At 66.5% G+C, this 26,664-nt stretch carries 27 protein-coding genes; 8 read left to right on the top strand and 19 right to left on the bottom strand.

Annotated features, from left to right (window positions below):
* Positions 1-2 precede the first annotated feature (2 nt).
* Complete coding sequence (locus WHX56_RS05995) at positions 3-926, top strand: fumarylacetoacetate hydrolase family protein (protein ID WP_338880725.1); 924 nt, start codon at positions 3-5, stop codon at positions 924-926.
* Positions 927-973: 47 nt separating this feature from the next.
* Positions 974-1,936, top strand: a complete 963-nt coding sequence (locus tag WHX56_RS05990; protein ID WP_338880724.1) for a tripartite tricarboxylate transporter substrate binding protein — start codon at positions 974-976, stop codon at positions 1,934-1,936.
* Positions 1,937-1,956: 20 nt separating this feature from the next.
* Here WHX56_RS05990 and WHX56_RS05985 read toward each other — a convergent pair whose 3' ends face one another.
* Entirely contained in the window at positions 1,957-3,120 is a 1,164-nt protein-coding gene (locus WHX56_RS05985) for an alpha-hydroxy acid oxidase (RefSeq protein ID WP_338880723.1), read from the bottom strand.
* A 95-nt stretch (positions 3,121-3,215) separates the two neighbouring features.
* Positions 3,216-4,154: a LysR family transcriptional regulator gene (locus WHX56_RS05980; RefSeq protein ID WP_287753179.1), complete on the bottom strand. Its 939-nt coding sequence runs from the start codon at positions 4,152-4,154 to the stop codon at positions 3,216-3,218.
* Between the two features lie 226 nt (positions 4,155-4,380).
* On the opposite strand from WHX56_RS05980, the gene WHX56_RS05975 reads away from it, so the two are divergent.
* A complete protein-coding gene (locus WHX56_RS05975; RefSeq protein ID WP_338880722.1) occupies positions 4,381-5,376 on the top strand; it encodes a tripartite tricarboxylate transporter substrate binding protein in 996 nt (331 codons plus the stop codon).
* 33 nt (positions 5,377-5,409) lie between these two features.
* Positions 5,410-6,786 (top strand): MmgE/PrpD family protein, encoded by a 1,377-nt coding sequence (locus WHX56_RS05970; RefSeq protein ID WP_338880721.1) that lies wholly within the window; start codon positions 5,410-5,412, stop codon positions 6,784-6,786.
* Between the two features lie 59 nt (positions 6,787-6,845).
* Here WHX56_RS05970 and glmS read toward each other — a convergent pair whose 3' ends face one another.
* Entirely contained in the window at positions 6,846-8,678 is a 1,833-nt protein-coding gene (gene glmS, locus WHX56_RS05965; protein WP_338880720.1) for a glutamine--fructose-6-phosphate transaminase (isomerizing), read from the bottom strand.
* 151 nt (positions 8,679-8,829) lie between these two features.
* On the opposite strand from glmS, the gene WHX56_RS05960 reads away from it, so the two are divergent.
* Positions 8,830-9,318 (top strand): Lrp/AsnC family transcriptional regulator, encoded by a 489-nt coding sequence (locus tag WHX56_RS05960; protein ID WP_338880719.1) that lies wholly within the window; start codon positions 8,830-8,832, stop codon positions 9,316-9,318.
* Between the two features lie 18 nt (positions 9,319-9,336).
* Here the strand turns inward: WHX56_RS05960 and WHX56_RS05955 are convergent, their stop codons facing one another.
* The 6 genes from WHX56_RS05955 to WHX56_RS05930 form a co-directional block, all read right to left on the bottom strand.
* Positions 9,337-10,395 carry a glycosyltransferase family 4 protein gene (locus tag WHX56_RS05955; RefSeq protein ID WP_338880718.1) on the bottom strand — a complete coding sequence of 353 codons (1,059 nt, stop codon included), beginning with the start codon at positions 10,393-10,395 and terminating at the stop codon, positions 9,337-9,339.
* A complete protein-coding gene (locus WHX56_RS05950) occupies positions 10,392-11,714 on the bottom strand; it encodes a UDP-glucose/GDP-mannose dehydrogenase family protein (RefSeq protein ID WP_338880717.1) in 1,323 nt (440 codons plus the stop codon). Before WHX56_RS05950 ends, WHX56_RS05955 begins: the two co-directional genes overlap by 4 nt.
* A gap of 422 nt (positions 11,715-12,136) precedes the next feature.
* Complete coding sequence (locus tag WHX56_RS05945; RefSeq protein WP_129241305.1) at positions 12,137-13,528, bottom strand: MFS transporter; 1,392 nt, start codon at positions 13,526-13,528, stop codon at positions 12,137-12,139.
* Positions 13,525-14,898: a bifunctional UDP-N-acetylglucosamine diphosphorylase/glucosamine-1-phosphate N-acetyltransferase GlmU gene (gene glmU / locus WHX56_RS05940; protein WP_338880716.1), complete on the bottom strand. Its 1,374-nt coding sequence runs from the start codon at positions 14,896-14,898 to the stop codon at positions 13,525-13,527. Before glmU ends, WHX56_RS05945 begins: the two co-directional genes overlap by 4 nt.
* A gap of 69 nt (positions 14,899-14,967) precedes the next feature.
* Positions 14,968-15,711, bottom strand: a complete 744-nt coding sequence (locus WHX56_RS05935; protein ID WP_129241303.1) for a PhaM family polyhydroxyalkanoate granule multifunctional regulatory protein — start codon at positions 15,709-15,711, stop codon at positions 14,968-14,970.
* A gap of 43 nt (positions 15,712-15,754) precedes the next feature.
* The gene (locus tag WHX56_RS05930; RefSeq protein WP_338880715.1) at positions 15,755-16,381 is read right to left on the bottom strand and encodes a glycine zipper 2TM domain-containing protein; all 627 of its coding nucleotides are present in this window, start codon (positions 16,379-16,381) and stop codon (positions 15,755-15,757) included.
* Between the two features lie 130 nt (positions 16,382-16,511).
* On the opposite strand from WHX56_RS05930, the gene WHX56_RS05925 reads away from it, so the two are divergent.
* Positions 16,512-16,730 (top strand): DUF3717 domain-containing protein, encoded by a 219-nt coding sequence (locus WHX56_RS05925; protein ID WP_129241301.1) that lies wholly within the window; start codon positions 16,512-16,514, stop codon positions 16,728-16,730.
* 8 nt (positions 16,731-16,738) lie between these two features.
* On the opposite strand, the gene WHX56_RS05920 is transcribed toward WHX56_RS05925, so the two are convergent.
* The 5 genes from WHX56_RS05920 to WHX56_RS05900 all read right to left on the bottom strand — a co-directional run bounded on the left by WHX56_RS05920 (position 16,739) and on the right by WHX56_RS05900 (position 20,972).
* Complete coding sequence (locus tag WHX56_RS05920; protein WP_287754879.1) at positions 16,739-17,344, bottom strand: SCO family protein; 606 nt, start codon at positions 17,342-17,344, stop codon at positions 16,739-16,741.
* Between the two features lie 17 nt (positions 17,345-17,361).
* Complete coding sequence (gene cyoE / locus WHX56_RS05915; RefSeq protein WP_338880714.1) at positions 17,362-18,255, bottom strand: heme o synthase; 894 nt, start codon at positions 18,253-18,255, stop codon at positions 17,362-17,364.
* A 13-nt stretch (positions 18,256-18,268) separates the two neighbouring features.
* Positions 18,269-19,303: a COX15/CtaA family protein gene (locus tag WHX56_RS05910; protein ID WP_129241298.1), complete on the bottom strand. Its 1,035-nt coding sequence runs from the start codon at positions 19,301-19,303 to the stop codon at positions 18,269-18,271.
* A 185-nt stretch (positions 19,304-19,488) separates the two neighbouring features.
* The gene (locus tag WHX56_RS05905) at positions 19,489-20,070 is read right to left on the bottom strand and encodes an SCO family protein (RefSeq protein WP_422393654.1); all 582 of its coding nucleotides are present in this window, start codon (positions 20,068-20,070) and stop codon (positions 19,489-19,491) included.
* Positions 20,071-20,159: 89 nt separating this feature from the next.
* Positions 20,160-20,972, bottom strand: coding sequence for an SURF1 family protein (locus tag WHX56_RS05900; protein WP_338880712.1), 813 nt, complete (start codon positions 20,970-20,972; stop codon positions 20,160-20,162).
* A 36-nt stretch (positions 20,973-21,008) separates the two neighbouring features.
* On the opposite strand from WHX56_RS05900, the gene WHX56_RS05895 reads away from it, so the two are divergent.
* Complete coding sequence (locus WHX56_RS05895) at positions 21,009-21,209, top strand: twin transmembrane helix small protein (RefSeq protein WP_006392373.1); 201 nt, start codon at positions 21,009-21,011, stop codon at positions 21,207-21,209.
* 166 nt (positions 21,210-21,375) lie between these two features.
* Here the strand turns inward: WHX56_RS05895 and WHX56_RS05890 are convergent, their stop codons facing one another.
* The 5 genes from WHX56_RS05890 to coxB all read right to left on the bottom strand — a co-directional run bounded on the left by WHX56_RS05890 (position 21,376) and on the right by coxB (position 25,550).
* Positions 21,376-22,251, bottom strand: coding sequence for a cytochrome c oxidase subunit 3 (locus WHX56_RS05890; RefSeq protein ID WP_287754178.1), 876 nt, complete (start codon positions 22,249-22,251; stop codon positions 21,376-21,378).
* A gap of 37 nt (positions 22,252-22,288) precedes the next feature.
* Positions 22,289-22,513, bottom strand: coding sequence for a DUF2970 domain-containing protein (locus WHX56_RS05885; RefSeq protein WP_129241295.1), 225 nt, complete (start codon positions 22,511-22,513; stop codon positions 22,289-22,291).
* A gap of 9 nt (positions 22,514-22,522) precedes the next feature.
* Entirely contained in the window at positions 22,523-22,648 is a 126-nt protein-coding gene (locus WHX56_RS05880; RefSeq protein ID WP_042795689.1) for a cytochrome oxidase small assembly protein, read from the bottom strand.
* A gap of 31 nt (positions 22,649-22,679) precedes the next feature.
* Positions 22,680-24,287 carry a cytochrome c oxidase subunit I gene (gene ctaD / locus WHX56_RS05875; protein ID WP_129241294.1) on the bottom strand — a complete coding sequence of 536 codons (1,608 nt, stop codon included), beginning with the start codon at positions 24,285-24,287 and terminating at the stop codon, positions 22,680-22,682.
* A 105-nt stretch (positions 24,288-24,392) separates the two neighbouring features.
* The gene (gene coxB, locus WHX56_RS05870; protein WP_129241293.1) at positions 24,393-25,550 is read right to left on the bottom strand and encodes a cytochrome c oxidase subunit II; all 1,158 of its coding nucleotides are present in this window, start codon (positions 25,548-25,550) and stop codon (positions 24,393-24,395) included.
* 289 nt (positions 25,551-25,839) lie between these two features.
* On the opposite strand from coxB, the gene WHX56_RS05865 reads away from it, so the two are divergent.
* On the top strand, positions 25,840-26,652 hold the full coding sequence (locus WHX56_RS05865; RefSeq protein WP_338880711.1) for an NUDIX hydrolase: 813 nt from the start codon (positions 25,840-25,842) through the stop codon (positions 26,650-26,652).
* The last annotated feature ends 12 nt before the right edge of the window (positions 26,653-26,664 follow it).

Raw genomic sequence — 26,664 nt, 5'->3', positions numbered from 1 at the left:
TCATGAAACTGGCGCGATTCACCTCAGGAAGCAGGGCGCACGAGCGCCTGGGCGTAGTGCTTGATGACGGATCTTCCACGCGTCTTCTGGACGTCTCCGCCGTGCCCGGCCACGATGCGCCCAGAACCATGATGGAAGCCATCCATGCCGGCCCGGCCGGACTGGATGCGCTGAGGCAGGCGCAAGAACGCGCCGAACGCGGCGCCGATCCCGCCTGGTTCCATGGCGAGGACGACGTGACCTGGCTGACGCCGGTGCCGCCGCGCTCATGCATTGCCGCGGGCCGCAACTTCGGTGCCCACCGGCTTGAAAGCATCAGGGGCAACCCAGAGGCCGGCGCCGGCTTCCAGATCGACTTTCCCACCGGCTTCATCAAGCTGGGCAGGAACCTGGTCGGACACCGGGCCCAAGTCGAACGGCCAGACGATGTCGAGCAGATGGATTACGAAGCCGAAGTCGCGGTAATCGTGGGCAGGGACCTGCTGAACGCCACGCGCGGCCAGGCGAAGCAGGCGATCTTCGGCTACACCATCATGAACGACCTGTCGGCGCGTGAATGGCAATTCGCCGAAATGCGCAACCTGCTGGTCATGATGGGCAAGAACTTTCCCGGATTTGGCCCCTTGGGGCCTTGCATACTGACGGCCGATGAAGTCCCCGATCCCACCGCCTTGCGTCTATGGCTCAAGGTGAACGGAGAGCTGCGACAGCAGTCGGATTGCACCGATCTGATCTTCCAGTTCGACGAACTGGTGGCGTTCTGGTCGCGGGTCGGGCTGGAGGCCGGAGACATCATCAGCAGCGGCACGCCCGATGGGGTGGCAGTGCATCGCAAGCCGGATCCCCGACCGTACTTCCTGAAGCCCGGCGACATCGTCCATGCAGGCGTGGACCAGATCGGCGTCCTGGAAACCCGCATTATCTAACGCTGGCGCCGCCGCATATCCACAGCGAGCGGCCAAGGAGACACGCTATGTCCACCTGTAAATCACTGATGCTGGGCGCCATGCTGTTGTGCGCCGCGGCGGGCGCATCCGCCGCCCAGACCTTTCCGGCCGCGCCCGTCAGGATCGTGGTCTCCACGCCCCCCGGCGGCGCCAGCGACACCTCGGCGCGCGTGATCGCCGAAGGGTTGTCGTCGCTGTGGAAACAACCGGTGGTGGTCGAGAACAAGACCGGCGCCTCCGGCACCATAGGCGCCGCGGCCGTGGCGCGCGCGCCCGCCGATGGCTACACCGTGTTCTTCGGAACCGGATCCACCCACGTGGTGGCCCCGCTGATGTTGCCCGACACGCCCTACGATCCCGAGCGCGACTTCACCCCGCTGGCAATCGTGGGCTATGCGCCGTTCGTGCTGTTCGCGCGCAGCGACCTGCCCGCCAATACGCTGCAGGAACTGGTGGCCTATGCCAAGGCGCAGAAATCGGATCTGAATTTCGGCACTTCCGGGCCTGCGACCATCTACGAGGTCGCCGCCTTGCTGCTGGAACGCGAAGGCAAGCTCAAGCTGAATCACATCCCCTACAAAGGCCTGGCGCCCATGGCCATGGACGTGGCCGCGGGTCGCGTCGACCTGGGCGTGGGGCCCATCGACGGCTACCTGAAGAACGACAAACTGAAGGTGCTGGCCGTGCTGGGCAACGAGCGCGTGGCCAGCTTGCCAGATGTGCCGTCCAGCGCCGAGGCGGGCTATCCCGGGTTTGCCGTGCCGGTATGGGCCGCCATATGGGGTCCGCCGGGTCTGCCCGCGCCGGTGGCCGCGGCGTTGGAACACGGTCTGCTGCAAGTGCTGGGAGAGTCACAGGTGCAGGGCAAGATCGCGGCGACGGGCGTCTTCGTGCAGGCCGCGGACGGCCGGGCCTTGCGCGGCCTGGTCCGCCGCGACCTGACGGCATTGAAGGAATTTGGCGCCAGCCAGGCACGCGCGGCGCGTTGAATCCCGCCGGGCGCGGGCGCTCAGGGGAGCCGTGCGCAGCAGGCGCGATTCAGGTCCGCCATGCTCGTGCACCCCGTGAACGCCATGACGCGGTCGATTTCGTCGCGCAACAGGGTCAGCACATGCGCGACGCCGCGCTGGCCGCCCACGGCCGTGCCCCACATGGCCATCCGTCCCACCATGACGGCATCCGCACCCAGCGCAATCGCCTTGACCACGTCGCTGCCGCGCCGGATACCGCTGTCCAGCAGGACCACGGTGCGCGCCCCGACGGCCTGCCGCACGTCCGGCAGCATTTCGATGGAGGCAGGCGCATTGTCCAGCACGCGCCCGCCATGATTCGACACCACGATGCCGTCGGCGCCGGCCTGCACAGCGGCGCAGGCGTCGTCGGGGTGCAGGATTCCCTTGACGATCAGCGGGCCGTCCCACATGTCGCGCAATCGCTTCAAATCGTCCCAGGTCAGGCTGTCGTTCTTCGGCATCAGGCCGGCCTTGCGCGTGTCGGTCATTTTGCGCTGCAATGCGCTGGGCAGGTTGTGAAATCTCGGCATGCCGCCCGACAGCAGATAGCGCCCCATGACGCCGAATGCCCAGCGCGGGCAGCGCATCGCATCCACCACGTTTCGCCTCGTCAGCTTCATGGGCACCGTGAACCCGTTGCGATAGTTGAATTCCCGGTTCGGCGTAACGGTTGTGTCGATGGTCACGATCAGCGCCTTGTAGCCGGCGTCGCGAGCCCGCCTTACCAGTTCAAGCGACATGGCCGGGTCCGGCCACAAGTACAACTGGAACCACAATTCGCCGCCGGCCTTTTCCGCGACCTTCTCGATCGAGGTTATCGACCCGGTAGACATGGAGTACGGAATGCCGAAAGCGGCCGCGGCCGCTGCCGCGGCCACCTCGCCTTCATGCCACAGCAGCCCCGCGGCGCCCGTAGGCGCCAGGCAGACCGGCATGGGGTATTCCTTGCCGAACAAGCTCATCGTCAATGACCGTTTCGAGACATCCACCAACGGACGCGGAAACAACTGGATGCGCCGAAAGGCATCGAAGTTATTGTGGATGGTGAGGTCGTCTTCGGTTCCCCTGTCCACGAATTCGAACAGGCCGTGCGGTAGCCGGCGCTTGGCCAACGCCCGCAAATCGTCGAAGTTATAGCCAAAAGCGGAATCAAATGACATGAATGATGCACCCGGTGCCTGATCTGCCGGACGGAAGGGCCGGCATGCTGGCCTCACTCTATCGCCCGCTTTGCTTTGGCAAAAATCACCTTTTTTTATGGCGACCCATAACCCTGCCCGCGGCTGACCTCACCCGGTGTGCGCGCCAGGGTCGAAGCGGCCTGCGCCGCATCCATGATCTGGGAAATGATATGGGACGAGCGCGCTTCGGCCACACAGGCCACCGAAAACTCGACCCAGCCCCCCTGCTCCAGTTCGGGAATGGGTATCAAGGATCCACTGTCCAGATCGTCGCGAATCATGGTCGACGACAGGCAGCCTATGCCGCCCGACCCCAGCACGATCTGCCGCGCGGCCGCCATGTTGCTGATCCCGTGGAAATGCCGGGGATTGCCTCCGCTATCCACGATCACGCGCATGGCGTCCAGCCAGTAGAACGACTCGCGCTGCACGCACCAGATCGGCGTGGCGCGCAGGAATTCACGCAGGCTGCCATTCCAGTTCTGTTCCAGGAACTGCGGCGACGCCACCCAGACCATGCGGTCGTAGCCGAGGCGGGTGGCCGACAGCTTTTCGGCGGTGATGGGCCCCGCGACGATCGCCACGTCCAGCTTGCTGGCTTCGAGCTTTTGCAGCGTCTTGCCGGCCAGGTCGATTTCCACGTCGTAGGTAAGTTCTGGCATGGTGCGCTGCAGTTCCCGGATCATCGCGGGAAACCAGCTCATGGAGATGTTGCCGGCGCCGATTCGCACCATGCCGCTCGCGGTATAGCCGGAGCTGACCGATGCGGCCAGGGTTTCCAGTTGCTGGAATATGGGTTCGGCGTCCTGAAGGAACTTGCGGCCTTCCAGCGTCATTTCCACCCCGCGGCCGACTCGCATGAACAGCTTTACGCCCAGCGCGGCTTCCAGTTCGCGCATCCGCGCCGAAATCGCGGGTTGGGTGGTGTACAGGCGTTCGGCGGCCGCCGTGAAACTACCCAGTCGCGCAATCCAGAACGCCGTTTCCAAATTCGCAAGATTGATGCTGCGCACTCGTGTCTCCCTTCGTTTTTTTTTTGCTGGACCCATACGGGGCCTCGTTGCGCGAACATACCGCGCGCTGCGCGCCAGTACAACTGTCCGCGGTTGCCTCGCTTACAGCCATACATCGTGTTTATGCCTACTTATAGAAGGATCTGATTGGATACCCGGACAAGCAGGCCGCAGAATACGGCGACAACCATAAAGCTACTAATGCCTCGTGTCGCAGGAGACAACCATGAACGCATTCCCACGGGCGATGCGCCCGTCCCGATTTGGCTTTTTCCGTATCGTGCTGGCCTGTTTCTGCGCGATCCTGACCTGGCTTCCCAGCAGCCGCAGTGAAGCGCAGCGCCACTATGAAATGATCATTCCCATCGCGGCGGGCGGGTCGCTGGACCTGATGGCGCGTTCATTGACCGAAGCGTTTTCGCAGCAGATCGGCGCGCCCGTTACACCCATGAACAAAGTCGGCGCGGGCACGTTGATCGGCACGCGCTATGTCGCGCAGGACTCGGCGCGCGATGGCCGCCTGATGCTGTTCACGGGCCTGCCTTACACCACGTTGCAATTCAAGGATGGCGGTCCGGCCTTCGACAGCGCCCGCTTCAAGCCGGTCATGTACGTGGGCTGGCAGCCTACCGTGCTGTATATCCGTTCGTCCATTCCCGTCGATGACATCAAATCGTTCATTGCCTGGGCGCGCGCCAATCCCAACGGCGTGACGTTCGCGTCGTCGGGCATCGGCAGCAGCCCTCACATCGCCGCCGAGCAATTCGCCGCCATGACCGGCATCAAGATCGTGAACGTGCCCATGGCGGGGTCCAGCGCGTTCGTGCCCGCGCTGGCGGGCGGCCACGTCGATGCCGTGTTCGATGCCCCCGCCACGCGGGCGATGGTGCAGGAAGGCCGCTTGAAGGCGCTGATGGTCGGCAACGCCGAACCCCTGCCGGATTGGAAGGAATTGCCCACCTCCACGGATGCGGGCCTGGACGGCTTTCGGTCCGGCACCTGGTACGGCGTGCTGGTGCCCGCGGAAACGCCGGACCAGACCGTGAACACCCTGAACGCGCAATTGAACAAGGCGCTGTCCAGCCCCATCGTGCACGACCGCGCCAAGGAATTCGGCATTGAGCTGGCGGGCGGCAGCGCCAGTGAATTCACCACTTTCCTGCAGGGCGAACATGAGCGCATCGGCGCCCTGATCAAGACCCGCGGCATCGTCATCCCGTAAACCGGCCGAACCTCCTGCCCATTCCCCCCCGCCATGACAGACATCCGAGAAACTGACCGCGACACCCCGAGCTACACCGAGATCCTGGGTGCGCGAATCGCCGGCCTGGAATACGACGACATCCCACCGGCGGTCCGAGAGAAATTGCAGACCTGCCTGCTGTATGGCCTGGTCATGGCCGTCACCGCGTCCGGCATCGACACGCTGGAACGCGCCGCCCTGGCGGCCAACGACTCGCCGGGCGACGCCAGCACGCTGGTGTCCGGGCATCTGCGTTCCGCTGCCGACGCAGCCTACGTCAACGCACTGCGCATGTGTTCCCGCGGGCAGAACGACACGTACTCCGACCTGTACGCGCACCCGGGCTGCATCGCCATCCCTGTGGCGCTTGCGCTAGCGCAACAGCAGCGCGCCGATGGAAAGCTCGTGCTGGCCGCGCTGGCGGCCGCGTATGAAACGCTGCATGCCGTCGCTGCGGGCTATGCCGCGTCGATACTGAAGCGCGGCCTGCGCGCCACCTCGGCATTCGGCGTCTTCGCGTCGACCGCCGCCGCCGCCCGCATGATGTCCCTGGACGCCGCGCAGACCGCACATGCGCTGGGTCTGGCCACGCAGCACAGCGCGGGCACCATGCAATGCTGGGCCGAAGGCAGCCCCGAATGGCGCATCCAGGTTGCCAACGCGGCCCGCGCCGGCATCAGTTGCGCGGCGCTGGCTCGCGGCGGCTACACCAGCGCCCGCCACGCGTTGGAAGGCGAAAGCGGCTTTTATCGCGCCTTTGCCGGCATGTCGCCATTGCCCCCGCCGCCAGCGCTGCCCGCCCCGTGGGTCTGGCGCACGCAGGAGGTCGTGTTCAAGCCCCTTCCCGGTTGCCTGATCAATCAGGCCCCGCTGTTCCTGCTGCTATCCATGCAACGCGAACACGGTTTCACCCCCGGCAATGTCGCAGCCGTCACCGTGGCCCTGTCGGAACGCAACGCGGCCTATCCTGGCATCGCCCGCCGCGGCCCCTTCGGCACGCCCACCGGCGCGATCATGAGCGGCCCCTTCATGCTGGCGGCAGGACTGTGCAATGGCACGCTGCGAACCCGGGATTTCGATGCGCTGTACGGTCCCGGCGATATCCATGACTTCAGCGAGCGCATCACCATCACCGGCGACCCCGCGATCCCCGACTGGGGGGCTGCCCTGAGCGTGACGTTGCACGCCGGGCCTACCCTGTCGGCCAGTCTGACCGAACTATCGCACTTCGCCTTTTCGTGGGAAGAAACCGACCGGCAGCTTTCCGGCCTGATCCCCGAATGGCCATGGCGCGACGGCGAGATGCGATATGCCCGCCTGAAGTCCGCCATTCGAAACCTGCATCAGGCCGAGACGGTGAGCGCGCTGCTTGAAACATGCAGCCCGTGATGCCAGGCGGGGCGGCCCGGCATCAGGGAGACGCTATTTGGCCCGCGCGGACCGCGCCCTTACTCCACCGTCACGCTCTTGGCCAGGTTGCGCGGCTTGTCCACGTCAGTGCCGCGGGCGCAGGCCGTGTGGTAGGACAGTAGCTGTAGCGGAATCGTGTGCAGGATGGGCGACAGCTTGCCGTAGTTCTCGGGCATGCGGATCACGTGCATGCCTTCGGCGCTCTGGATCTTGCTGTCGGCGTCCGCGAACACGTAGAGTTCGCCGCCGCGGGCGCGCACTTCCTGCATGTTGGACTTCAGCTTCTCCAGCAGTTCGTCCTTGGGCGCGATGGTGACGACGGGCATGTGTTCGGTCACCAGCGCCAGCGGGCCGTGCTTGAGTTCGCCGGCCGGGTAGGCTTCGGCGTGGATGTAGCTGATTTCCTTGAGCTTGAGCGCGCCTTCCAGGGCGATCGGGTAATGCATGCCGCGGCCCAGGAACAGGGCGTTTTCCTTGGACGCGAAGCGGTCGGCCCAGGCCATGATCTGGGGTTCCAGCGCCAGCACCGAACCGATGGCCACGGGCAGGTGGCGCAGCGCCTTCAGGTGTTCGGCTTCCTGTTCTTCGGTCAGGCGGCCGCGCACCTGGGCCAGCGCCAGCGTGAGCAGGAACAGGGCGGTCAGTTGCGTGGTGAAGGCCTTGGTGGACGCCACGCCGATTTCGACGCCGGCGCGCGTGATGTACGACAGTTTGCACTCGCGCACCATGGCGCTGGTGGACACGTTGCAGATGGTCAGCGTGTTTTCCATGCCCAGCGACCGGGCGTGCTTCAGCGCCGCCAGCGTATCGGCGGTTTCGCCGGACTGCGAAATGGTGACCACCAGCGAACGCGGGTTGGGCACGCTGTCGCGGTAGCGGTATTCGCTGGCGATTTCGACGGCCACCGGGATCTTGGCGATGGATTCGATCCAGTATTTGGCCGTCAGGCCGGCGTAGTAGCTGGTGCCGCAGGCCAGGATCAGCAGGGAATCGATGTCCTTGAAGATCTTGTAGGCCCCGTCGCCGAACAGTTCCGGCGTGATGGACTCGATGTCCTGTAGCGTGTCGCCCACCGCGCGCGGCTGTTCGAAGATTTCCTTCTGCATGTAGTGGCGGTAGGGGCCAAGCTCGGCCGCGCCGGTGTGCACGTGCACGGTGTGCACTTCGCGGTCCACGTTCTTGCCGCTGGCGTCCACGATCCAGACGCGCGAGAGTTGCAGGTCGACGACGTCGCCGTCTTCCAGGTAGATGATCTGGTCGGTGGTGCCGGCCAGGGCCAGCGCGTCGGAGGCCAGGAAGTTCTCGTTCTGGCCCACGCCCACCACCAGCGGCGAGCCCTGGCGCGCGCCCACGACGCGGTGCGGTTCGTCGCGGCAGAACACGGCGATGGCGTAGGCGCCGTGCAGGCGGCGCACGGCATTCTGCACGGCTTCGAAGAGGTCGCCGGCGTACAGGTGGTTGACCAGGTGCGCGATGACTTCGGTGTCGGTCTGGCTTTCGAAGACGTAGCCCGCGGCCTGGAGTTCGGCGCGCAGTTCGTCGTGGTTCTCGATGATGCCGTTGTGGACCAGCGCAATGCGCGGTTCGTCGTTGCCCAGGCGCGAGAAGTGCGGATGGGCGTTGTGGGTGGCGGGCACGCCGTGGGTGGCCCAGCGGGTGTGGGCGATGCCGGTGAAGCCCTGCAGCTTGTCCTGCGCGACCTGTTCGGCCAGTTCGGCCACGCGCTGCGTGCTGCGCGTGCGGCGCAGGTGGCCGTCGGCGTAGACGGCGACGCCGCAGGAATCGTAGCCGCGGTATTCCAGGCGCTTCAGGCCTTCAACCAGGATCGGGGTGATGTCGCGCTGGGCGACGGCGCCAACAATGCCGCACATAGGGAGTGCTCCGGGAAGTTCGTGTACCGACGCATTGTGCTCGTCCCGCAAAGAAATTTGATTTCTTTATCCGGCCATATATGTAAATTAATTCCCTTACATAATTGTGATTAAATAATCTTTCTTCAAATTCATTCTCATGAAATAAATCATGCAGAACGCCTCGATTCCGCTGCCGGAATTGGATGATCTGGACCGGCGCATTCTTGAACAGTTACAAGAAGACAGCTCGCTGACCAACCAGGACCTCGCCCAGCGGGTGCACGCGTCGCCGCCGACCTGCCTGCGGCGGGTCCGGCGGCTGGTGGAAGAAGGCGTTATCGACCGGCAGGTGGCCATCCTGGCGGCCGGGAAGCTGGGCAGCACCCTGACCGCCATCGTGGAGATCACGCTGGACGTGCAGGCGGCGGAACGCCTGGACGAGTTCGAGCGCAGCATGCTGGCCGAACGCTCGGTGTTGCAATGCTACCGGGTGTCGCCCGGGCCGGATTTCGTGGTGATCGCGCAGGTGAAGGACATGCCGGCCTACCACGCGCTGGTGCATCGGGCGTTCACGGCCCAGGCCAACGTGCGCAATGTGCGCACGTTCTTTTCGGTGCATCGGGCCAAGTTCGAAACCCGGATAGACGTCCGGGCCTGAGCCCGCGCCGCCCGCCGTTCAGCGGCGGGCGAGCAGGCGCTCGAACTGCGCCAGATAGCGGTCGCCCATCTTCTGCACGTCGTGCTCGTTGCGGACGTACTCGTAGGCGCGCCCGGTGACTTCCTGGCGGAACGCCGCGTCGTCCAGGCAGCGCGCCATCCCTTGCGCCATGGCGTGGAAATCGCCCACGGCGCACAGCACGCCGCGCCCGTCGGCCAGGCTTTCCTTGAGGCCGCCGGCGTCGGTGGACACCACGGGCACGCGCTGCAGGAAGGCGTCCAGCACGCTGCTGCCCAGGGCCTCTTCCTCGGAGCTCATGACGAACACGTCGAGGATGCTGTAGAAGTCTTCCACACCCTTGCGGAAGCCCGCGAAACGGTAGACGTCCTCGATGCCGAGCTTGCGCGCCTCGTCCTTGGCCTGCTGTTCGCGGTCGCCGCCGGCGCCGAAGTGCAGGAACACGAAATCGCGCCGGGTCTTGGCCAGTTCGCCGACGGCGCGCACCAGCGTCACCGGGTCCTTGTCGCGGATCAGCGCGGCGGAGGTCGCCATGACTTTCTTGCCGGCCAGGCCGAATTCGCCCACCAGGTTGGCGACGTTCCCGGCGTCGATCTCGTGCGGTTCGACCGCGCTGCGGATGATGACGGGCTCGATACCCAGGCGGCGCGGTTCGCTGGCGGCCATCTCGCTGATCGCGACGAACAGGTCGGCGTGGCGCCACTTGTAGCCGGTCTTCCATTCGTCGCCGGGCTTCACCACGAAGGAAGTGCGGCGCGAAAAGGCCACCGGACGGCGATGCAGCCATTTGGTCAGCACCGCCCAGGTGATGGTGTTGGCGGTCTGCGCGTGCACGATGTCGTATCGGCCCGCGCCGGCCAGGAAGGCCAATTGCCCCGGCACGTTGCGGCAGGTGTGGGCCACGAAACCCTCCTGGCGGGCGCGCTCGGCCAGCGGCGCCCCCTCGCGGCACATCACTTCGACGTCATGGCCGGCCTTGCGGAACGCGCGCATGCAGTACAGGGTCTGCCGTTCGCCCCCGCGCCAGCCTTTCTCGAAGTTCAGTTGCAGGATTTTCATGCGCGCCCGATGCCGGAGTATTCGAAGCCCAGGGCGCGCACGTCGGCCGGCGTGTAGAGGTTGCGGCCGTCGATGATCAGCGGCCGCTTGAGCAAGGCCTTGACGCGGTCGAAGTCCGGCGCGCGGAACACCTTCCATTCGGTCGCGATCAGCAGCGCATCCGCGCCGTCCAGCGCGTCGTACATGTCGCTGGCGAAGCTGATGCCGGGCTTGCCGGCCAGCGCGCGGGCGGCCTCGTGCATGGCGACGGGGTCGTAGGCGCGCACTTCGGCGCCGCGGCGCGTCAGCTCGGCGATGGCCGTCAGGCTGGGGGCCTCGCGCATATCGTCCGTATTGGGCTTGAAGGACAGGCCCCACAGCGCGATCTTGCGGCCGCTCAGGTCTTCGCCAAGGCGGGCGACCAGCTTTTCGGACAGGCGGAATTTCTGGGCATGGTTGGCGGCCTCGGCGGCCTCGATGACCCGCATGGGCAGCGAATTCTCCGAGGCGGTGTTGACCAGCGCCTGCACGTCCTTGGGGAAGCAGGAGCCGCCGTAGCCCGCGCCCGGATACAGGAAGTGGTAGCCGATGCGCGGATCGGCGCCGATGCCGCGGCGCACCTGCTCGATGTCCGCGCCCAGCGCCTCGGCCAGGTTCGCCATTTCGTTCATGAATGAAATGCGGGTGGCCAGCATGGCGTTGGCGGCGTACTTGGTCAGCTCGGCCGAGCGCACGTCCATCACCATCAGCCGGTCGTGCGTGCGCTGGAACGGTTCGTAGATGCGGCGCATGACGCCGATGGTGTAATCGTCGTCCGCGCCGACCACGACCCGGTCCGGGCTCATGAAATCGTTGATGGCGGCCCCTTCCTTCAGGAACTCGGGGTTGGATGCCACGCTGAAAGGGATCTCGACGCCGCGCGCGGCCAGCTCGCGGGCGACGGCCTCGCGCACCTTGTCGGCCGTGCCCACCGGCACGGTGGACTTGTCCACGATCAGCTTGCGCGCCGTCATGTGGCGCGCGATGTTCCGGGCGGCGGCCAGCACGTATTGCAGGTCGGCCGAGCCGTCTTCGCCGGGCGGGGTGCCCACGGCGATGAACTGCACGTCGCCGAAGGCCACGCTTTGCGCGACGTCGTCGGTGAAATGCAGGCGGCCGGCCTGCACGTTGCGGCGCACCAGGTCTTCCAGGCCGGGTTCGTAGATGGGGATGCCGCCCTGGCGCAGCAGGGCGATCTTCGCCGCGTCCACGTCCAGGCACATGACGTCGTTGCCCATGTCGGCCAGGCATGCTCCCGACACCAACCCCACGTAACCGGTACCCACGACCGTGATCTTCATGCCTGAACGCCTTAAAAATAGGTAAGCCTCGCGCCCGGTATCCGAACCGGGCGCCGGCCGCCATTATAGAAGCGGCTCTGGCTAGTGTCTGACACCCGTACGAGATGACTGGACGCAGCAGGTGTCAGACACCCGTACGAGATGGCTGGACGGACTGCTTCAGCGCCGCCGGGTGTCTGACACCCGGGAAGCCCCGTCTCAATCCGAAGAACAGTTCGTACGGGTGTCAGACACAAGCACCGGAACTTCAGCAGGTGTCAGACACCCGTACGAGATGACTGGACGGATTGCTTCAGCGCCGCCGGGTGTCTGACACCCGGGAAGCGCCGTCTCGACCCGAAGAACATTTCGTACGGGTGTCAGACACAAGCACCAGAACTTCAGCAGGTGTCAGACACAAGCACCGAGGTACAAAGGCCCGGCTAGGGCTTCAACTTGCTGAACCGCACGGTATTGACCACCACGGCGAGGCCCGCGCAGATGGTTCCCAATACCAGGGCCAGCCCCGGGCCATGGGCCAGGCTGATGCTGAAGGCGATGGCGACCAGCGCCGTGCCGAAGCTCTGGCCGAACACCCGGGTCGTGGCCTGCAGGCCGCCCGCGGCGCCGCTGCGCGAGCGCGGCGCGGCCGACAGCATGGCCCGGTTGTTCGGCGTCTGGAAGAACCCGAAGCCCACGCCGGCCACGAACATCCCCGCGATGACGGGCCAGTTGGACACGGTCGCCGGCAGCACCGCCAGCCACAGCATGCCGGCCACCATCGTGGCGGCTCCGGCCCCGCTCAGGGTGGCGGCCGAATAGCGGTCGGACAGCCGGCCCGCCAGCGGAGCGATGATGGCGGTGCCCACGGGCCAGGCGCCCATCAGCATGCCCACTTCCAGGTAGGGCCGGCCCAGCACCTGCTGGAAGTAGAACGGCAGGGACACGTAGGACGCCATCTGCGCCGCGAACGTGCAAGCCGACGCGCCCACGGCGAAGGCCAGCGGACGGATGCGCAGCAGGTCGACGGGCACCAGCGGCATCGGTTGCCGACTGGCCCGGCGCACCAGCACCAGGCCGGCCGCCGTCGCGATCGCGACCAGGCCGATGCCGCGCAGCAGGTCCGCGCCCATCATGTCCACGCCGGAAATGAACACGCCCAGCGTGAGCATGCACAGCAGGGCGCTGATCCAGTCGAGCTTCACGTTGTTGCGCGGCACTTCCGGCAGATGGCGCAGGCCCAGCATCGCCAGCACGCAGATGGGCAGGTTGACCGCGAAGATCCACGGCCACGGCGCCACCGACAGGATGGCCGAGCCGATGGTCGGCCCCAGCACCGACATGACGGCCACCGTGGTGGCGTTGATGCTGATGCCCCGACCCAGCAGTTTCAGCGGATAGATGTTGCGCACCAGCCCGCCGAACATGCACATCAGCGTGGCGGCCCCGATCCCCTGGAACACCCGCGCCGCCGTCAGTTGCCAGAGCGAGCCGGCCAGGGCGCAGCCCAGGGACGCCAGCGTGAACAGCATCAGGCCGAAGGTGAACATGCGGCGAAAGCCGATGCGCTCGGCCAGCGCCGACAGCGGCAGCAGCATCGTCACCACGGCCAGGTTGTAGGCGTTGACGATCCACACCGCCTGGGCCGGCGAGGCATTGAGGTCGACCGCGATGGTGGGCAGGGCGACGTTGGCGATGGTGGTGTCCAGCACCGACAGGCTGATGCCCGTCATCACGGTTGCCGCCGCCCAGTACCGCCGGGGCGTGGGCAGGCCGTCGGGCGGGGCGGCGGGCTTGGCGGCGCCGCCCGGCGCCGGGTCTTTCTCCGCCGTCACGATTTCTTGACCGGGCGCTGCCAACTGTCCACGGTGAGTTGCTTGGGACGCGATACGGTCAGCTTGTCGGCGGGCGCGTCCCGGGTCAGGGTGGTGCCGGCGCCCAGCGTGGCGCCGCGGCCCACGCGCACCGGCGCGACCAGTTGCGTGTCGGAGCCGATGAAGGCATCGTCCTCGATGACGGTGCGGTGCTTGTTCACGCCGTCGTAGTTGCAGGTGATGGTGCCCGCGCCCACGTTCACGCGGGCGCCGATGTCGGCGTCGCCGATGTAGGCCAGGTGGTTGGCCTTGCTGTCCTCGCCCAGCACGCTCTTCTTGATTTCGACGAAGTTGCCCACGTGGCTGCGGTCGCCGAGTTCGGCGCCCGGACGCAGGCGCGCATAGGGGCCGACGCGCGCGTCGCGCCCGACCTGGGCCTGCTGTAGATGGCTGAAGGCCTCGATGTGCGTGCCCGTGCCGACGCTGACGTCGCGCAGCACGCAATGCGGGCCCACGCGCACGCCGTCGGCCAGCGTCACCTGGCCTTCGAACACGCAGCCCACGTCGATGAACACGTCGCGCCCGCAGGTCAGCGAGCCGCGCACGTCGAAGCGCGCCGGGTCGGCCAGCGTCACGCCGGCTTCGAGCTGGCGGCGGGCCTGCTCGCCCTGCCAGCGGCGTTCCAGTTCGGCCTGCTGCACGCGGCTGTTCACGCCCAGCGTTTCCCAGGCCGCGCCGGGCTGCGCCGCGCCCACCGGCACACCGTCGGCCACGGCCAGCCCGACCGTGTCGGTCAGGTAGTACTCGCCCTGGGCGTTGTTGTTGTCGATGCGGGACAGCCAGTCCTTCAGCTTCGCGGTGGGCGCGCCGAGGATGCCGGTGTTCACTTCCCGGATCTCGCGCTCGGCGTCCGAGGCGTCCTTGTGTTCGACGATGCGGCATACGTTGCCGCGCTCGTCTCGCACAATGCGGCCGTAGCCGGTGGAATCCGCCAGCACTTCCGTCAGCACGGCGGCGCCGTCGCCGCGGGCCTCCAGCAGGCGCCGCAGGGTTTCGGGCTGCACCAGCGGCACGTCGCCATACAGCACCAGCGTCACGTCGTCCTTGCCATCGCCTTCGAGCAACAGCGGCACGGCCTGCTGCACCGCGTGGCCGGTGCCCTGCTGGGGCTGCTGCAGCGCGAAGTGCAGGTCGGCCTGGCCTTCGAAAGCCTGCTTGACGCGATCCGCGCCATGCCCCACCACGACGACGATGCGCGCCGGCTCGAGTTGGCGCGCGCTGTCCAGCACATGGGACAGCATGGGTTTGCCGGCCAGCGTGTGCAGCACTTTGGGAAGGTCGGACTGCATGCGCTTGCCCAGTCCGGCGGCGAGAATCACTACATTAAGCATAAGTTCCAGAATATTGAAGACGGCCCGGCGGCCTTGCGGCCGTCCAGGGCATCGATTGAAAGAGGAGGGTCAGCCCGCGGCCGGCCCCGTTTTCTTGCCGGCCTTGGCGCTACGGGCGGCGGGCTTGCGGGCCGCCGGCTTGGACGCCTGGGCCTGGGGCGCGGCCTTGGAATCGGCCGGCTTCGCCTTGGCCGGGGAATCGGCGCCCGCCGCTGCCGGCATCGTCGCGGCCGTGGCGGCGGCGATCTGGTTGAACTGCTGCTGCAGCAGGTCCCACCACGCCTTGGAAGCCGATTGCGCCGCGGCGCCCATCTGTTCGCTCATGCCCGGCGCGGCCGCGGGCTGCTCGCCCGCCGCCTCCTGGCCCTTGGCATTGCCGTTTTCCGGCGCCCTGGAGGCCGCGGCCGCCTCGGGTTTCGGCGCGGGCTTCAGTCCCAGCACGATTTCCAGCGGCGACGCCGCGCCGCTTTCCCGCACGGCGGCGATGTCCATATTGGCCGCGCTGTCCACGAAGGCGCGCAGCGTGCTGATGGTGGAACGCTGCACTTCCATGCCCTGGATCGTGCTGGACAGCATGCTCAGGTTCATGCGCAGCCAGTTTTCCACCGAGCGCAGTTCCGCGATGCGGCGGTCCAGGTCTTCCAGGTTCATCGGGGGCGCCATGGGCAGGCTGCTGGCCAGGCCTCCCGGCCCGGTCAGGCCGGCCCAGGCCTGGCGCATCATTTCCATGCTGGCCAGGAGCGGGTTGCCGGACAGGTCGGAATGCTGGCCCATGCCGGGTAGGACGAACGGGTTTGTTTGTTGGTCGCTCATTCCTGGTCTCCCCAAAGACAGATGATTGCCTTGCGCGCCGGGCTCATCCCGGCAGCAGTTGGTTGTTCTCCACTCGCACGTGGTCGCCGGACGCAAACGCGAACGGCTGCGCGCTGCGGAACTGGCGCGTGCCGCCGTCGTTCATGCGCACGGTGAGTTCATAGTGCGTCACCGTTTGTTGCTGTCTGATATTACGCTCAACTTCACGGCCTGCCAAAGCGCCGCCGACCGCGCCCAGCACCGTTAGGGCCGTCTTGCCGTTGCCGCCGCCGAACTGGTTGCCGACGACGCCGCCCGCCACGCCGCCGGCGATGGTGCCGACGAGGTGGTCGCTATTGTCCTTCGCCGGCACCTGGACCTGGCGGACCGATTCGACCACGCCGCAACTGGCGCAAACCTGCTTCGCGGGCGCGGGCGCAGGGGCGGGAGCCGGCGCAGGGCGCGCCTGCCGGGCCGGCGCGCCCTGCGCGGGCAGAGGCGCCAGGTTGGCGCCTTCCGGGCCGGCCTCGGCCACCGGCTCGTCGGCATGCGGATTGGCCGAGGGCGTGGGCAGCCATCCCAGCACGGCGGCGACGCCGACCGAACACAGGACGATGACGGCGATTGCCGCGGCCGCGACCAGCGGATGCAGGGCGCGGCGCGGGGCTTCGATTCGGGTAGGGGTACTCATGGCGATACTCCATCGTAACTAACCGGCAGTGGTATAGCACCCGGCCGCGGTTTCGGCATGTTGCGATGGTGACGCTTCTTTGCTGCCCGGGCGCGGTGGACAGGGATGGCCAATCGTGGACAATAGGCGCATGGATCCCGTCACCCTGCCCCTGCTCGAACAGGCGATCAACTACTGGCGCAACGTCTCGCCGTCCGTCGGCGACGAACACCGCCTGTGCCCCGAGGCGGCCGCGCTGGCGACGCCCTACGCGCTCATGATCATGGCCCACCGGCGCGAGATCCCCGCCGCCGAACTCGGCGACGCGGCGCGCGCCGCGCTGGACGGCTGGGCCGCCACGCGCAAATAGCGCCGCCCCTATTGCTTCAGCAGGGCCTGGATGTCGTGCGCCAGCGCATCGACGCCGATATTGTTGTTGGCCAGCACGCGCGATTCGCCCTTGCCGTCCAGCAGGTAGAAGGCGGCCGTATGGTCCATGGTGTAGCCGCCGTCCTTGGTGGGCGCCTTGGCGTAATAGGCCTTGAACGACGCGGCGGCCTTCTTGACCTGGTCCGGCGTGCCCGTCAGCCCCAGGAAGCGCGGATCGAAGGCGGTGACGTATTGCTTGAGGATCTCGGGCGTGTCGCGTTCGGGATCCACCGTGATCAGCAGCACCTGGACGCGTTCGGCGTCCGGCCCCAGCTTCTTCATGACCTCGGTCAGTTCGGCCAGCGACGTGGGGCATACGTCCGGACACTGCGTGAAACCGAAGAACACCACGACCACCTTGCCGGCGAAGTCGGACAACTGGCGCGTCTTGCCGTCGTAGTCGGACAGCTCCATGCCGCGGCCCAGTTGGGTGCCGCTGATGTCGCTGCCCTTGAACGCGGGCGCGCTCTCGCCGCAGGCGGCCAGGGCGGCGGTGAAGGCGGCGGCTGCGCCCAGGCGCAAGGCCAACCTGCGGCCGGCGGAAAACACGGACATCGACAACCTCCAAGGAATCAGCGCAACAGGCCGACCCAATGGTCCGCCAGCAGGGCGCCGAAGAGCAGCGCCAGGTAAAGAATGGAAAACCGGAACATGCTGCGCGCGAGTTCGTCGCTGTAGGCGCGGTACAGCCGCCATGCGTACGACACGAACATCCCGCCCAGCGCCAGGGCCGAGACCAGGTAGAGTGCGCCGCTCATGCGGATGGCGTAGGGCAGCAGCGTGGTGGCGACCAGCGCCACGCTATAGAGCAGGATGTGCAGGCGCGTGAACTGGTTGCCGTGCGTCACCGGCAGCATGGGCAGCCCGGCCTTGGCGTAATCGTGGTTGCGGTAGAGCGCCAGCGCCCAGAAATGCGGCGGCGTCCAGATGAAGATGATCAGGACCAGAATCCACGCCTCGGCCGGCACCGAGTCCGCCACCGTGGCCCAGCCCAGGGCCGGCGGCATGGCGCCGGACAGGCCGCCGATGACGATGTTCTGCGGCGTGCGCGGCTTGAGGATGACGGTATAGATGACGGCATAGCCGACGAAGGTGGCGAAAGTCAGCCACATGGTCAGGGGATTGACCAGGCGATAAAGCACGAACATGCCCACCCCGCCCAGCAGGCCCGACAGGGTCAGCACCTGGAACGCCGAGATGGTGCCGCGCGCCGTGGCGCGGCGCGCGGTGCGCAGCATGCGGGCGTCGACTTCCTGTTCGATCAGGCAGTTGATGGCGAAGGCGGCGGCGGCCAGCAGCCAGATGCCGATGGTGCCGAACAGCACCCGGCGCATGTCCGGGATGCCGGGCGCGGCCAGGAACATGCCGATCACGGCGCAAAACACCGCCAGTTGCGTCACGCGCGGCTTGGTCAGGACGAAATACTGGCGGAACAATCCGGTTTGGGGAGCGGCAATACTGGTCATAATGAGCCCTATTTTAAACGCGCACCGAATTGGGGCCGTAGCCGCCCGCGGGCGCGCGCCCGGCGGTGGACAGACGCACCATCAAGACCACCGCGGCCAGCGTCAGGCCGGCGGCGCCTCCATTGTGCAACACCGCGATCAACAGCGGCCACTGGAAGAAGATCGTGGTCAGGCCCGTCAGGAGCTGCGCCGCCAGCAGCGCCAGCATCAGGGTGGCGGGGCCGCGCAGCCCGGGCTCGGCCCGCAGCCGCCAGGCCAGCGCGCCCAGGTACAGGAACACCACGAAGGCGAAATTGCGGTGGACCCAGTGGATCGCCGTGAGCGCCGGCTGGGAAATCATCTCGCCCGAAGGCAGCTCTCCCAGGCCGCGTATGACCGAATACCCGCCGTGGAAGTCCATTTCGGGCACCCATTGCCCATGGCACATCGGGAAATCCATGCAGGCCAGCGCCGCGTAGTTGGTGCTGACCCAGCCTCCGAGCGTCACCTGCACCAGCAGCAGGCCGAAGCCCACGGCCACCCATGGCTTCCAGCGCGCGGCCGCGGCGGGCACGGCCAGGTGCGGGCGTTCGCGCGCGGACAGCCAGGTCATCAGCGCCAGCACCGACAGGCCGAACACCAGGTGCGCGGTCACGACGGCGGGCATGAGTTTGTGCGTCACGGTCCAGGCGCCGAACGCGCCCTGCACGCAGACGGCCACCAGGGTGGTCGCGGCCAGGGCGGGCGAGCGGCCCAGTTCGCGGCGATAGCGCCAGGCCATGTACACGATGCCGATGATCAGCATGCCCAGGATGGAGCCGACATAGCGGTGGATCATCTCGATCCAGGCCTTGGACAGCGTGACCGGGCCGAAGGGCATGGCCTGGGACGCTTCGTGGATGTCGCCCATGGCGCCCAGCGGCGTCACGCTGCCGTAGCAGCCCGGCCAGTCGGGGCAGCCCAGCCCGGAGTCCGTCAGGCGCACGAAGGCGCCGAACATGATCAGGTCCAGCGTCAGGAACCAAGTGAAAAAAACCAGTTTGCGATACCGCGCTTTGATGCGTTCCATTTCCATAAACCATGACTCTGCCGCGCGGATTCCGCGGCACGAAAAACCAGCAGCCCCCGCCGCCACACCGGCAGCCCCCCCGCATGCAAACGCCGCCACGCCAATCAGGGCCGCGCAGATCCGGCTCCGCCGGTCTGCTGCGGCGCCCCCCTGGGGGGGAAGCGCCGCAGGCGCTCCGGGGGGGGTCACCCTATCCTTGAGCTATAGACCAGTTTGCTGATGTCCTTGCGCACCTTCACGCCGTCGGCTTCGGCAGGGTACTGCATCATGAGGTTGCCCAGCGGATCGATCACCCAGATCGGGTCCTGCAGGCCGGGTTGTCCGGCGGCGACGTCGCGCGCCAGCAGGAACCGGGCCAGTTGGTCGGGATTCGCGCGCACCATGATCGTGCCCTTGTAGGCCTCCAGCACCTTGTCCGGCACCGGCGCGTCGTCCGTGATGAACCAGACGCGGGCCAGCCGGTCCACGTTCTTGCCCTGGCTGGCGTGGCTGTTGCGGGCGATGAAGAGCTTGCGGGCGCAGCTTTCCGGGCAGGCCCCGCCATCGGCGGCCGCCAGCAGCCACTTGCCCTTCAGGCTTTGCAGGTCGAAGGGCTTGCCGTCCAGCGTGGTCAGGCGCAGGTCCCCGGCCGCGGGCATGGGCCGCTGCGGACTCACCAGCGCGCCGTAATTGCTGGATTCGTCGGGCCACCATTGCGGATTCATGTAGACCACGAAAGCGCCGACGATGGGCGCCAGGGAGCACAGGAACACCAGCAGCATGGGCATCAGTGAACGCTTGCCTGCGGGGCGGGTAGAAGAGATGTCGCGAGCCACTTTTTATCCTGTCGTCTTGCGGGTTGAGGGTGGGCGCCGGATCAGGCCTGGGGCCCGCGGCGCCGCATGCGCCGGACGGCGCCCCCCAGCACCGCCAGCCATGCGATGGCGGCGATGCCGGCGAAGGCGAACCACTGTACGGCATAAGACGTGTTCTGCTGGTAATCCACGGACGGCTGCGGCCAATCCCGCACCAGCCCGTCGTCCGCGCCGCCGTCCGATTGCAGCAGCACTGTGGGCAGCAGGACCAGCCCGGTGGCCTTGGCGTAGGCGTCCAGCGGCAGGTTCTGCACTTGCGGCACGTCGCCGCCCGCCGCCGGCAGCGCCGCCGGCAAGGCGGATTGGTCCGATCCGCCCAGCGACCAGATCTCGAACAGCCGCGGCACCCGCAAGGACAGCTCGCCCGTCACCGTCTGCGGCCCTTCGGGCGCGGCCGGCAGGGACGGCCGCGCCGGCCCCTGGCCCGGCGCCTGCCCAGGCGCCGGCAGGGCGCGCGGCAGCCAGCCGCGCAGCACCAGCACCGCGCGCCGCGCATCGGCATCCAGCAGCAATGGCGTGGCCAGCCAATAGCCGGGCTTGCCGTCGTGGTTGCGGTTGTCCAGCAGTACACTGAATTGCGGCTGCCACACGCCGGTGGCCTGCGCGGCGCGCCAGGGGGTCATGCCGGCGGGATCCGTGTCCGGCGCCAATTGCAGCGGCGCCTGCTTGCGGCCGGCCTCGATAGCCGCCAGAATGGCGCGTCGCTCGTCGCCGCGGCGCAATTGCCATTGCCCCAGCGACGCCAGGATCATCACGGCGGCGCCCAGCAGCAGCAGTGCGGCTACCGTATAGCGGGTTGAATGCGGTCTGGCCATCTTTCTTCAATAATTCTGATTTGTCCGGAGACCACCATGCGCGTTTTTGTCGTCCTGGCCTTTATCGGTATTCTGGCCAGCCTGGCATCCGCCCTGGTCTACCTGATGCGGGACAAGGGCTCCACCAACCGCACGGTCAACGCGCTGACGGTACGCATCGGATTATCGGTGGCCCTGTTCCTGTTCGTGCTGTTCGCCCACCACATGGGCTGGATCGAGAGCACAGGCCTTAGATAGGTATCCGGGGCGGGGGTTCCCGCCTCGCCAGGCAAGCATGTGAAAGCGCGATGGACGCCGGGCTTGCCGCCCGGCCTCCATCGCGCTTTGCGCTCCGCGCAAGACAGTCTCCCCAGATCCAGGGCGCCGCGGATCCGGCTTTGCCGGGTCCGCCGGTGCCGCCCTCTCAGAACCAGTAGACGAACAGGTACAGGCCCAGCCACACCACGTCCACGAAGTGCCAGTACCAGGCGGCGCCTTCGAAGCCGAAATGGTGGTCGGCGGTGAAATGCCCGCGGAGCAGGCGGACCAGGATGACCGTCAGCATGGTGGCGCCCAGCAGCACGTGGAAGCCGTGGAAGCCGGTCAGCATGTAGAACAGCGAGCCGTAGGCCCCCGAATTGAACTTCAGGTTCAGCTCGGTATAGGCGTGGTGGTACTCGTATGCCTGACAGGCCACGAAGACGAAGCCCAGGACGACCGTGGCCAGCAGCCAGAAGATGGTCTTGCCGCGGTGGTTTTCGCGCAGCGCGTGGTGGGCGATGGTCAGCGTGACGCCGGAGCTCAGCAGCAGCGCGGTGTTGATCGTGGGCAGCCAGAAGGGGCCCACGGTCTGGAAGTGCTCGACCACGCCCGCCGGGCCGAAGTTCGGCCACACGGCCTGGAAGTCGGGCCACAGCATCAGCCGGTGGTCCATGTCGCCCAGCCACGGCGTGGTGATGGTGCGCGTGTACCAGAGGGCGCCGAAGAACGCCGCGAAGAACATGACTTCGGAGAAGATGAACCAGCTCATGCCCCAACGGTAGGAACCGTCGATGCGCTTGCTGTTCAGGCCGGCCTCGGATTCCTGGATGGCGTCGCCGAACCAGAAGTACAGCACCACGATCAAGCCGATGAAACCCGCCAGCAGGGACCACTTGGCCCAGCTAACGCCGTTGATCCAGCCCGCGGCGCTCAGGCCCATGAACAGCAGCGCAACAGCCGTGCGCACGGGATGACCCGAGTCGGCGGGCACAAAGTAGTACGGTGCCTCTTTACCTTGAACCGAGTGACTTGCACTCATGGCTTTCTCCCTGGTACAGATTTATAGATTAAGTGATTCAAGTCAGGCTGGAAACGGCCCAACGCACAATTAATACCAGCACAGTAACGAAGAGCGCCGCTGCCAGCAGGCCGGCCACGATCACGTGGACCGGATTGAGCCTGGCGATGTCCTCCCGGTGGCCCGACCCCTTGCGCACGCCGAAAAAGCCCCACGCCACCGCCTTCATGGTCTGAAGAAAGCTCAGCTTGCGCTGGGAGGTCTGGCGCAGGTCGTCGCTCATGGCCGCGTCCTAGTTGACGGCGACGCCGGACAGCAGGGCCGAGCCGCGCAGCACGGTCCAGGCGAACACGGCGATGACGAAAGCCAGCAGGACCAGTCCTGCGATTTTGTTGCGGCGGCGCTGCTCGGGTGTCATTGCTGTGTTACCTGAAACGTGAAAGGCGTCTTTACTTCACTTCGGGCGGGGTTTCGAAGGTGTGGAAGGGCGCGGGCGAGGGCACCGTCCATTCCAGGCCTTCGGCGCCTTCCCACGGCTTGGCCGAGGCGACTTCGCCCTTGCCCATGTAGCAGCGGATCATCGCCCACAGGAAGATCAACTGCGACAGGCCGAACCAGAACGCGCCGATGGTGGCCATCTGGTGGAAGGTCGTGAACTGCCCGGCGTAGTCGGCATAACGGCGCGGCATGCCGGCCAGGCCCAGGAAGTGCATCGGGAAGAAGGTCACGTTGAACGAAATCAGCGTGGACCAGAAGTGCAGCTTGCCCAGCTTTTCGCTGTACATGCGGCCCGTCCACTTGGGCACCCAGTAGTAGGCGCCGGCGAACAGGGCGAACAGCGAGCCCGCCACCAGCACGTAGTGGAAGTGGGCGACCACGTAGTACGTGTCGTGCACCTGGATGTCGATGGGCGCCACCGACAGGATCAGCCCCGTGAAGCCGCCCATGGTGAACACGAAGATGAAGCCGATCGAGAACAGCATCGGGGTCTCGAACGTCATGGAGCCGCGCCACATGGTGGCGACCCAGTTGAACACCTTCACCCCCGTGGGAATGGAGATGAGCATGGTCGCGTACATGAAGTAGAGCTGGCCGGTCACCGGCATGCCCGTCGTGAACATGTGGTGCGCCCACACGATGAAGGACAGCACGGCGATGGAGGCGGTGGCGTAAACCATGGAGGCGTAGCCGAACAGCTTCTTGCGGGCGAACGCGGGCACGATGGCCGACACGATACCGAACGCCGGCAGGATCATGATGTAGACCTCGGGGTGCCCGAAGAACCAGAACACGTGCTGGTACAGGACCGGGTCGCCGCCGGCGGCGGCGTTGAAGAAGCCCGTGCCGAAGTGGCGGTCGGTCAGCACCATGGTGATGGCGGCGGCCAGCACCGGCATCACGGCCAGCAGCAGGAAGGCGGTGATCAGCCAGGTCCAGCAGAACAGCGGCATCTTCATCAGCGTCAGGCCGGGCGCGCGCATGTTCAGCACGGTCACGATGATGTTGATCGCGCCCATGATGGACGAGGCGCCCATGATGTGCAGCGCGAAGATCGCCAGGTCCATGCCGGGGCCCATCTGCAGCGACAGCGGCGCGTACAGGGTCCAGCCGGCCGCGGTGGCGCCGCCGGGCACGAAGAACGACGCCGTAAGCATGATGGCGGCGACCGGCAGCAGCCAGAAGCTGAAGTTGTTCATGCGGGCGAACGCCATGTCGGACGCGCCGATCTGCATCGGGATCATCCAGTTCGCGAAGCCCACGAAGGCCGGCATGACCGCGCCGAACACCATCACGAGGCCGTGCATGGTGGTGAACTGGTTGAAGAGTTCGGGGCGGAAGAACTGCAGGCCCGGCTCGAAGAGCTCGGTGCGCAGCAGCAAGGCCAGCGTGCCGCCTTCCAGCAGCATGACGAACGAGAAGATGAGGTACATCGTCCCGATGTCTTTGTGGTTCGTGGCGAAAAGCCAGCGGCGCCAGCCGGTGGGGATGGCGTGGTGGTGGTCATCGTGACCGTGGCCGTGGCCCGGCGACACGTGGTCTACAGTGACGCTGCTCATGATGGACTCCTTCCTGCTGAGTGCCGCCCCCGATCCACGGGGCCGGCAGGGTATCTCTAACTAAACGGAACCGGTTCTAACGGTGGAGGAACTGGGCGCGCGCAATCAGCGCGCGGCCGCCACGTCCTTCGGTAGAACCGTCGGGTCCTGCCCCTTGCCCGCATTGCTCCAGGCATGGCGCGTATAGCTGATGACCGCCGCGATCTCGACATCGTTGAGCTGCCCGCCGAATGGCGCCATCGCGGTGCCGGGCTTGCCCTTCAGCACGGTGTTGATCTGCTCCGCCTTCGGGCCCAGAACAACCTTGTCTCCGTCAAGCGGGGGGAAACTGCCCGGGATGCCCTTGCCGTTGGCCTGGTGACAGGCCACGCAATTCGCCGCGAAAACCTTTTCGCCGCGGGCAACCAGTTCGGCTTCCGTCCACTCTTTATTCGGATCGTCGGCGTTCGCCGCCATCTTCTTCTTTTGGTCTTCAACCCACTTATCGTAGTCGGCTTGCGCCAGAACTTCCACGACGATGGGCATGAATGCGTGATCCTTGCCGCAAAGTTCCGCGCACTGGCCCCGGTAGATGCCGGGTTTGTCGGCATTGAACCAGGCATCGCGCAGGAAACCGGGGATGGCGTCCTGCTTCACGCCGAAGTCCGGAATCATCCAGGAGTGGATGACGTCGGCGGCGGTCAGGACGACGCGGACCTTCTTGTTCACGGGGACGACCAGGTGGTTGTCCACTTCCATCAGGTAGAACTCGCCCTTGGGCTCGCGGTTCTCGATCTGCGCGCGCGGGGTCGACAGCGTGGAAAGGAACTTGATGCCGGCGGCCTGGCCGTCGAGATACTCGTAGCCCCACTTCCATTGGTAGCCCGTGACTTTCACGGTGACGTCGGCGCTGGAGGTGTCTTTCATGGCGACCACGGTCTTGGTGGCCGGCAGCGCCATGGCGATGACGATGATGAACGGGATGACCGTCCACGCGACTTCGACGCCCAGGTGTTCATGGAAGGTCGCGGCCTTGTGGCCGCGGGACTTGCGGTGCGCCCAGATGGAATAGAACATCACTCCAAAGACGCCGATGAAGATCACGATACAGATCGTGAGCAGCATCCAATGCAGCCACATGATGTCGCGCGAAATCGCCGTGACACCCTCATGCAGGTTGAGCTGATTGACCTTCGGGCCGCCGGGCATGTCTTGCACCTGAGCACCCGCCACGCTGCCAATCAGCATCGCACAAGCCCCCAGTATCCCTCTCCACTTCTTCATGCTTACCTCGAAACACGGCGCGTAGGTCCGTTCTCTAGTGGCGGAAGTCACCGGAAACGGGCAACGCGCAATTATTAGATGGCAGGGCGAGGCAGGGAGATAGAGCGGCCCCTGTCGTTCCCACTCGAAATCACAAAGAAACTGCCGGATTATAGCGGACGCGCAAACAGATGTAAGTTAGTGCCCTTGAATTCATCGGCGCCGCCCCCATTTGGCCGCGCCCTCTTGACCGCGCGCGGAAAACCGGCTGGCATAAAATCGTCGACAACATCACCACCACGGCCCCACGATGCAACAGCAGTTGTCCGACTTGTATGCCGCCCTGCGCGCGCGCGCCCAGGAGCCCGCCCCCGACGGCGCGCGCGCCTTATATATAGCGGGGCGCCGCTGCGGCTGGGCCACGCACGCGGCCTGCGACGCCCTGCGCGGCGCGGCGGGCATCGAAGCGGACGGCGAGGCCTTGCGCATCGGCACGGGCATGGCGCCGGGCGCGGGCCTGGACGGCGTGCTCGAACAGGCCGCGGAACTGTTGCGCCAAGCCAACTGCCTGCGCGGCTGGCGCGATGAATTGCTGGACGTCATGGACGGCGACGAACCGCTGGGCGTGATCGAACGCGCCGCGGTCCGCCCCCTGGGGCTGCTGACCAAGGCGGTGCACTTGAACGCGTGGACGCCGGACGGCCGGCTGTGGGTCGCGCGCCGCGCGCTCAGCAAATCGACCGATCCCGGTATGTGGGACACGCTGGTGGGCGGCCTGGCCGGCAGCCGCGAGGACCTGGAACTGGCGCTGGTGCGCGAATGCGGCGAAGAGGCGGGGCTGGACGAGCCCGACCTGGGGCGGCGTTCGCCCTTGCGCACGATCCTGCGCATCCATCGCCGCCTGCCCGAGGGCTATCAGGTCGAAGACGTCCTGACCAGCACCTGCATCCTGGCGTCCGACGCCCGGCCGGCCAACCGCGACGGCGAAGTCATGGAAATCGCCACAGTCGACGTGGCCACGGCCGTGCGCCGGGTGACGGACGGCGAATTCACGCTGGAAGCGGCGCTGGTGATCGTCGAAGACATCATGCAGCGCCGCTCGGCCGGCGAAATCCCGGCGTAGGGCCTTCCACCC

The sequence above is a fragment of the Achromobacter veterisilvae genome (assembly GCF_037619525.1).
In the GTDB taxonomy this organism is placed as follows: Bacteria; Pseudomonadota; Gammaproteobacteria; order Burkholderiales; family Burkholderiaceae_B; genus Achromobacter; species Achromobacter veterisilvae.
The sequence above is the reverse complement of the archived record's forward strand: the minus strand, read 5'-3'. Positions and strand labels throughout refer to the sequence as shown.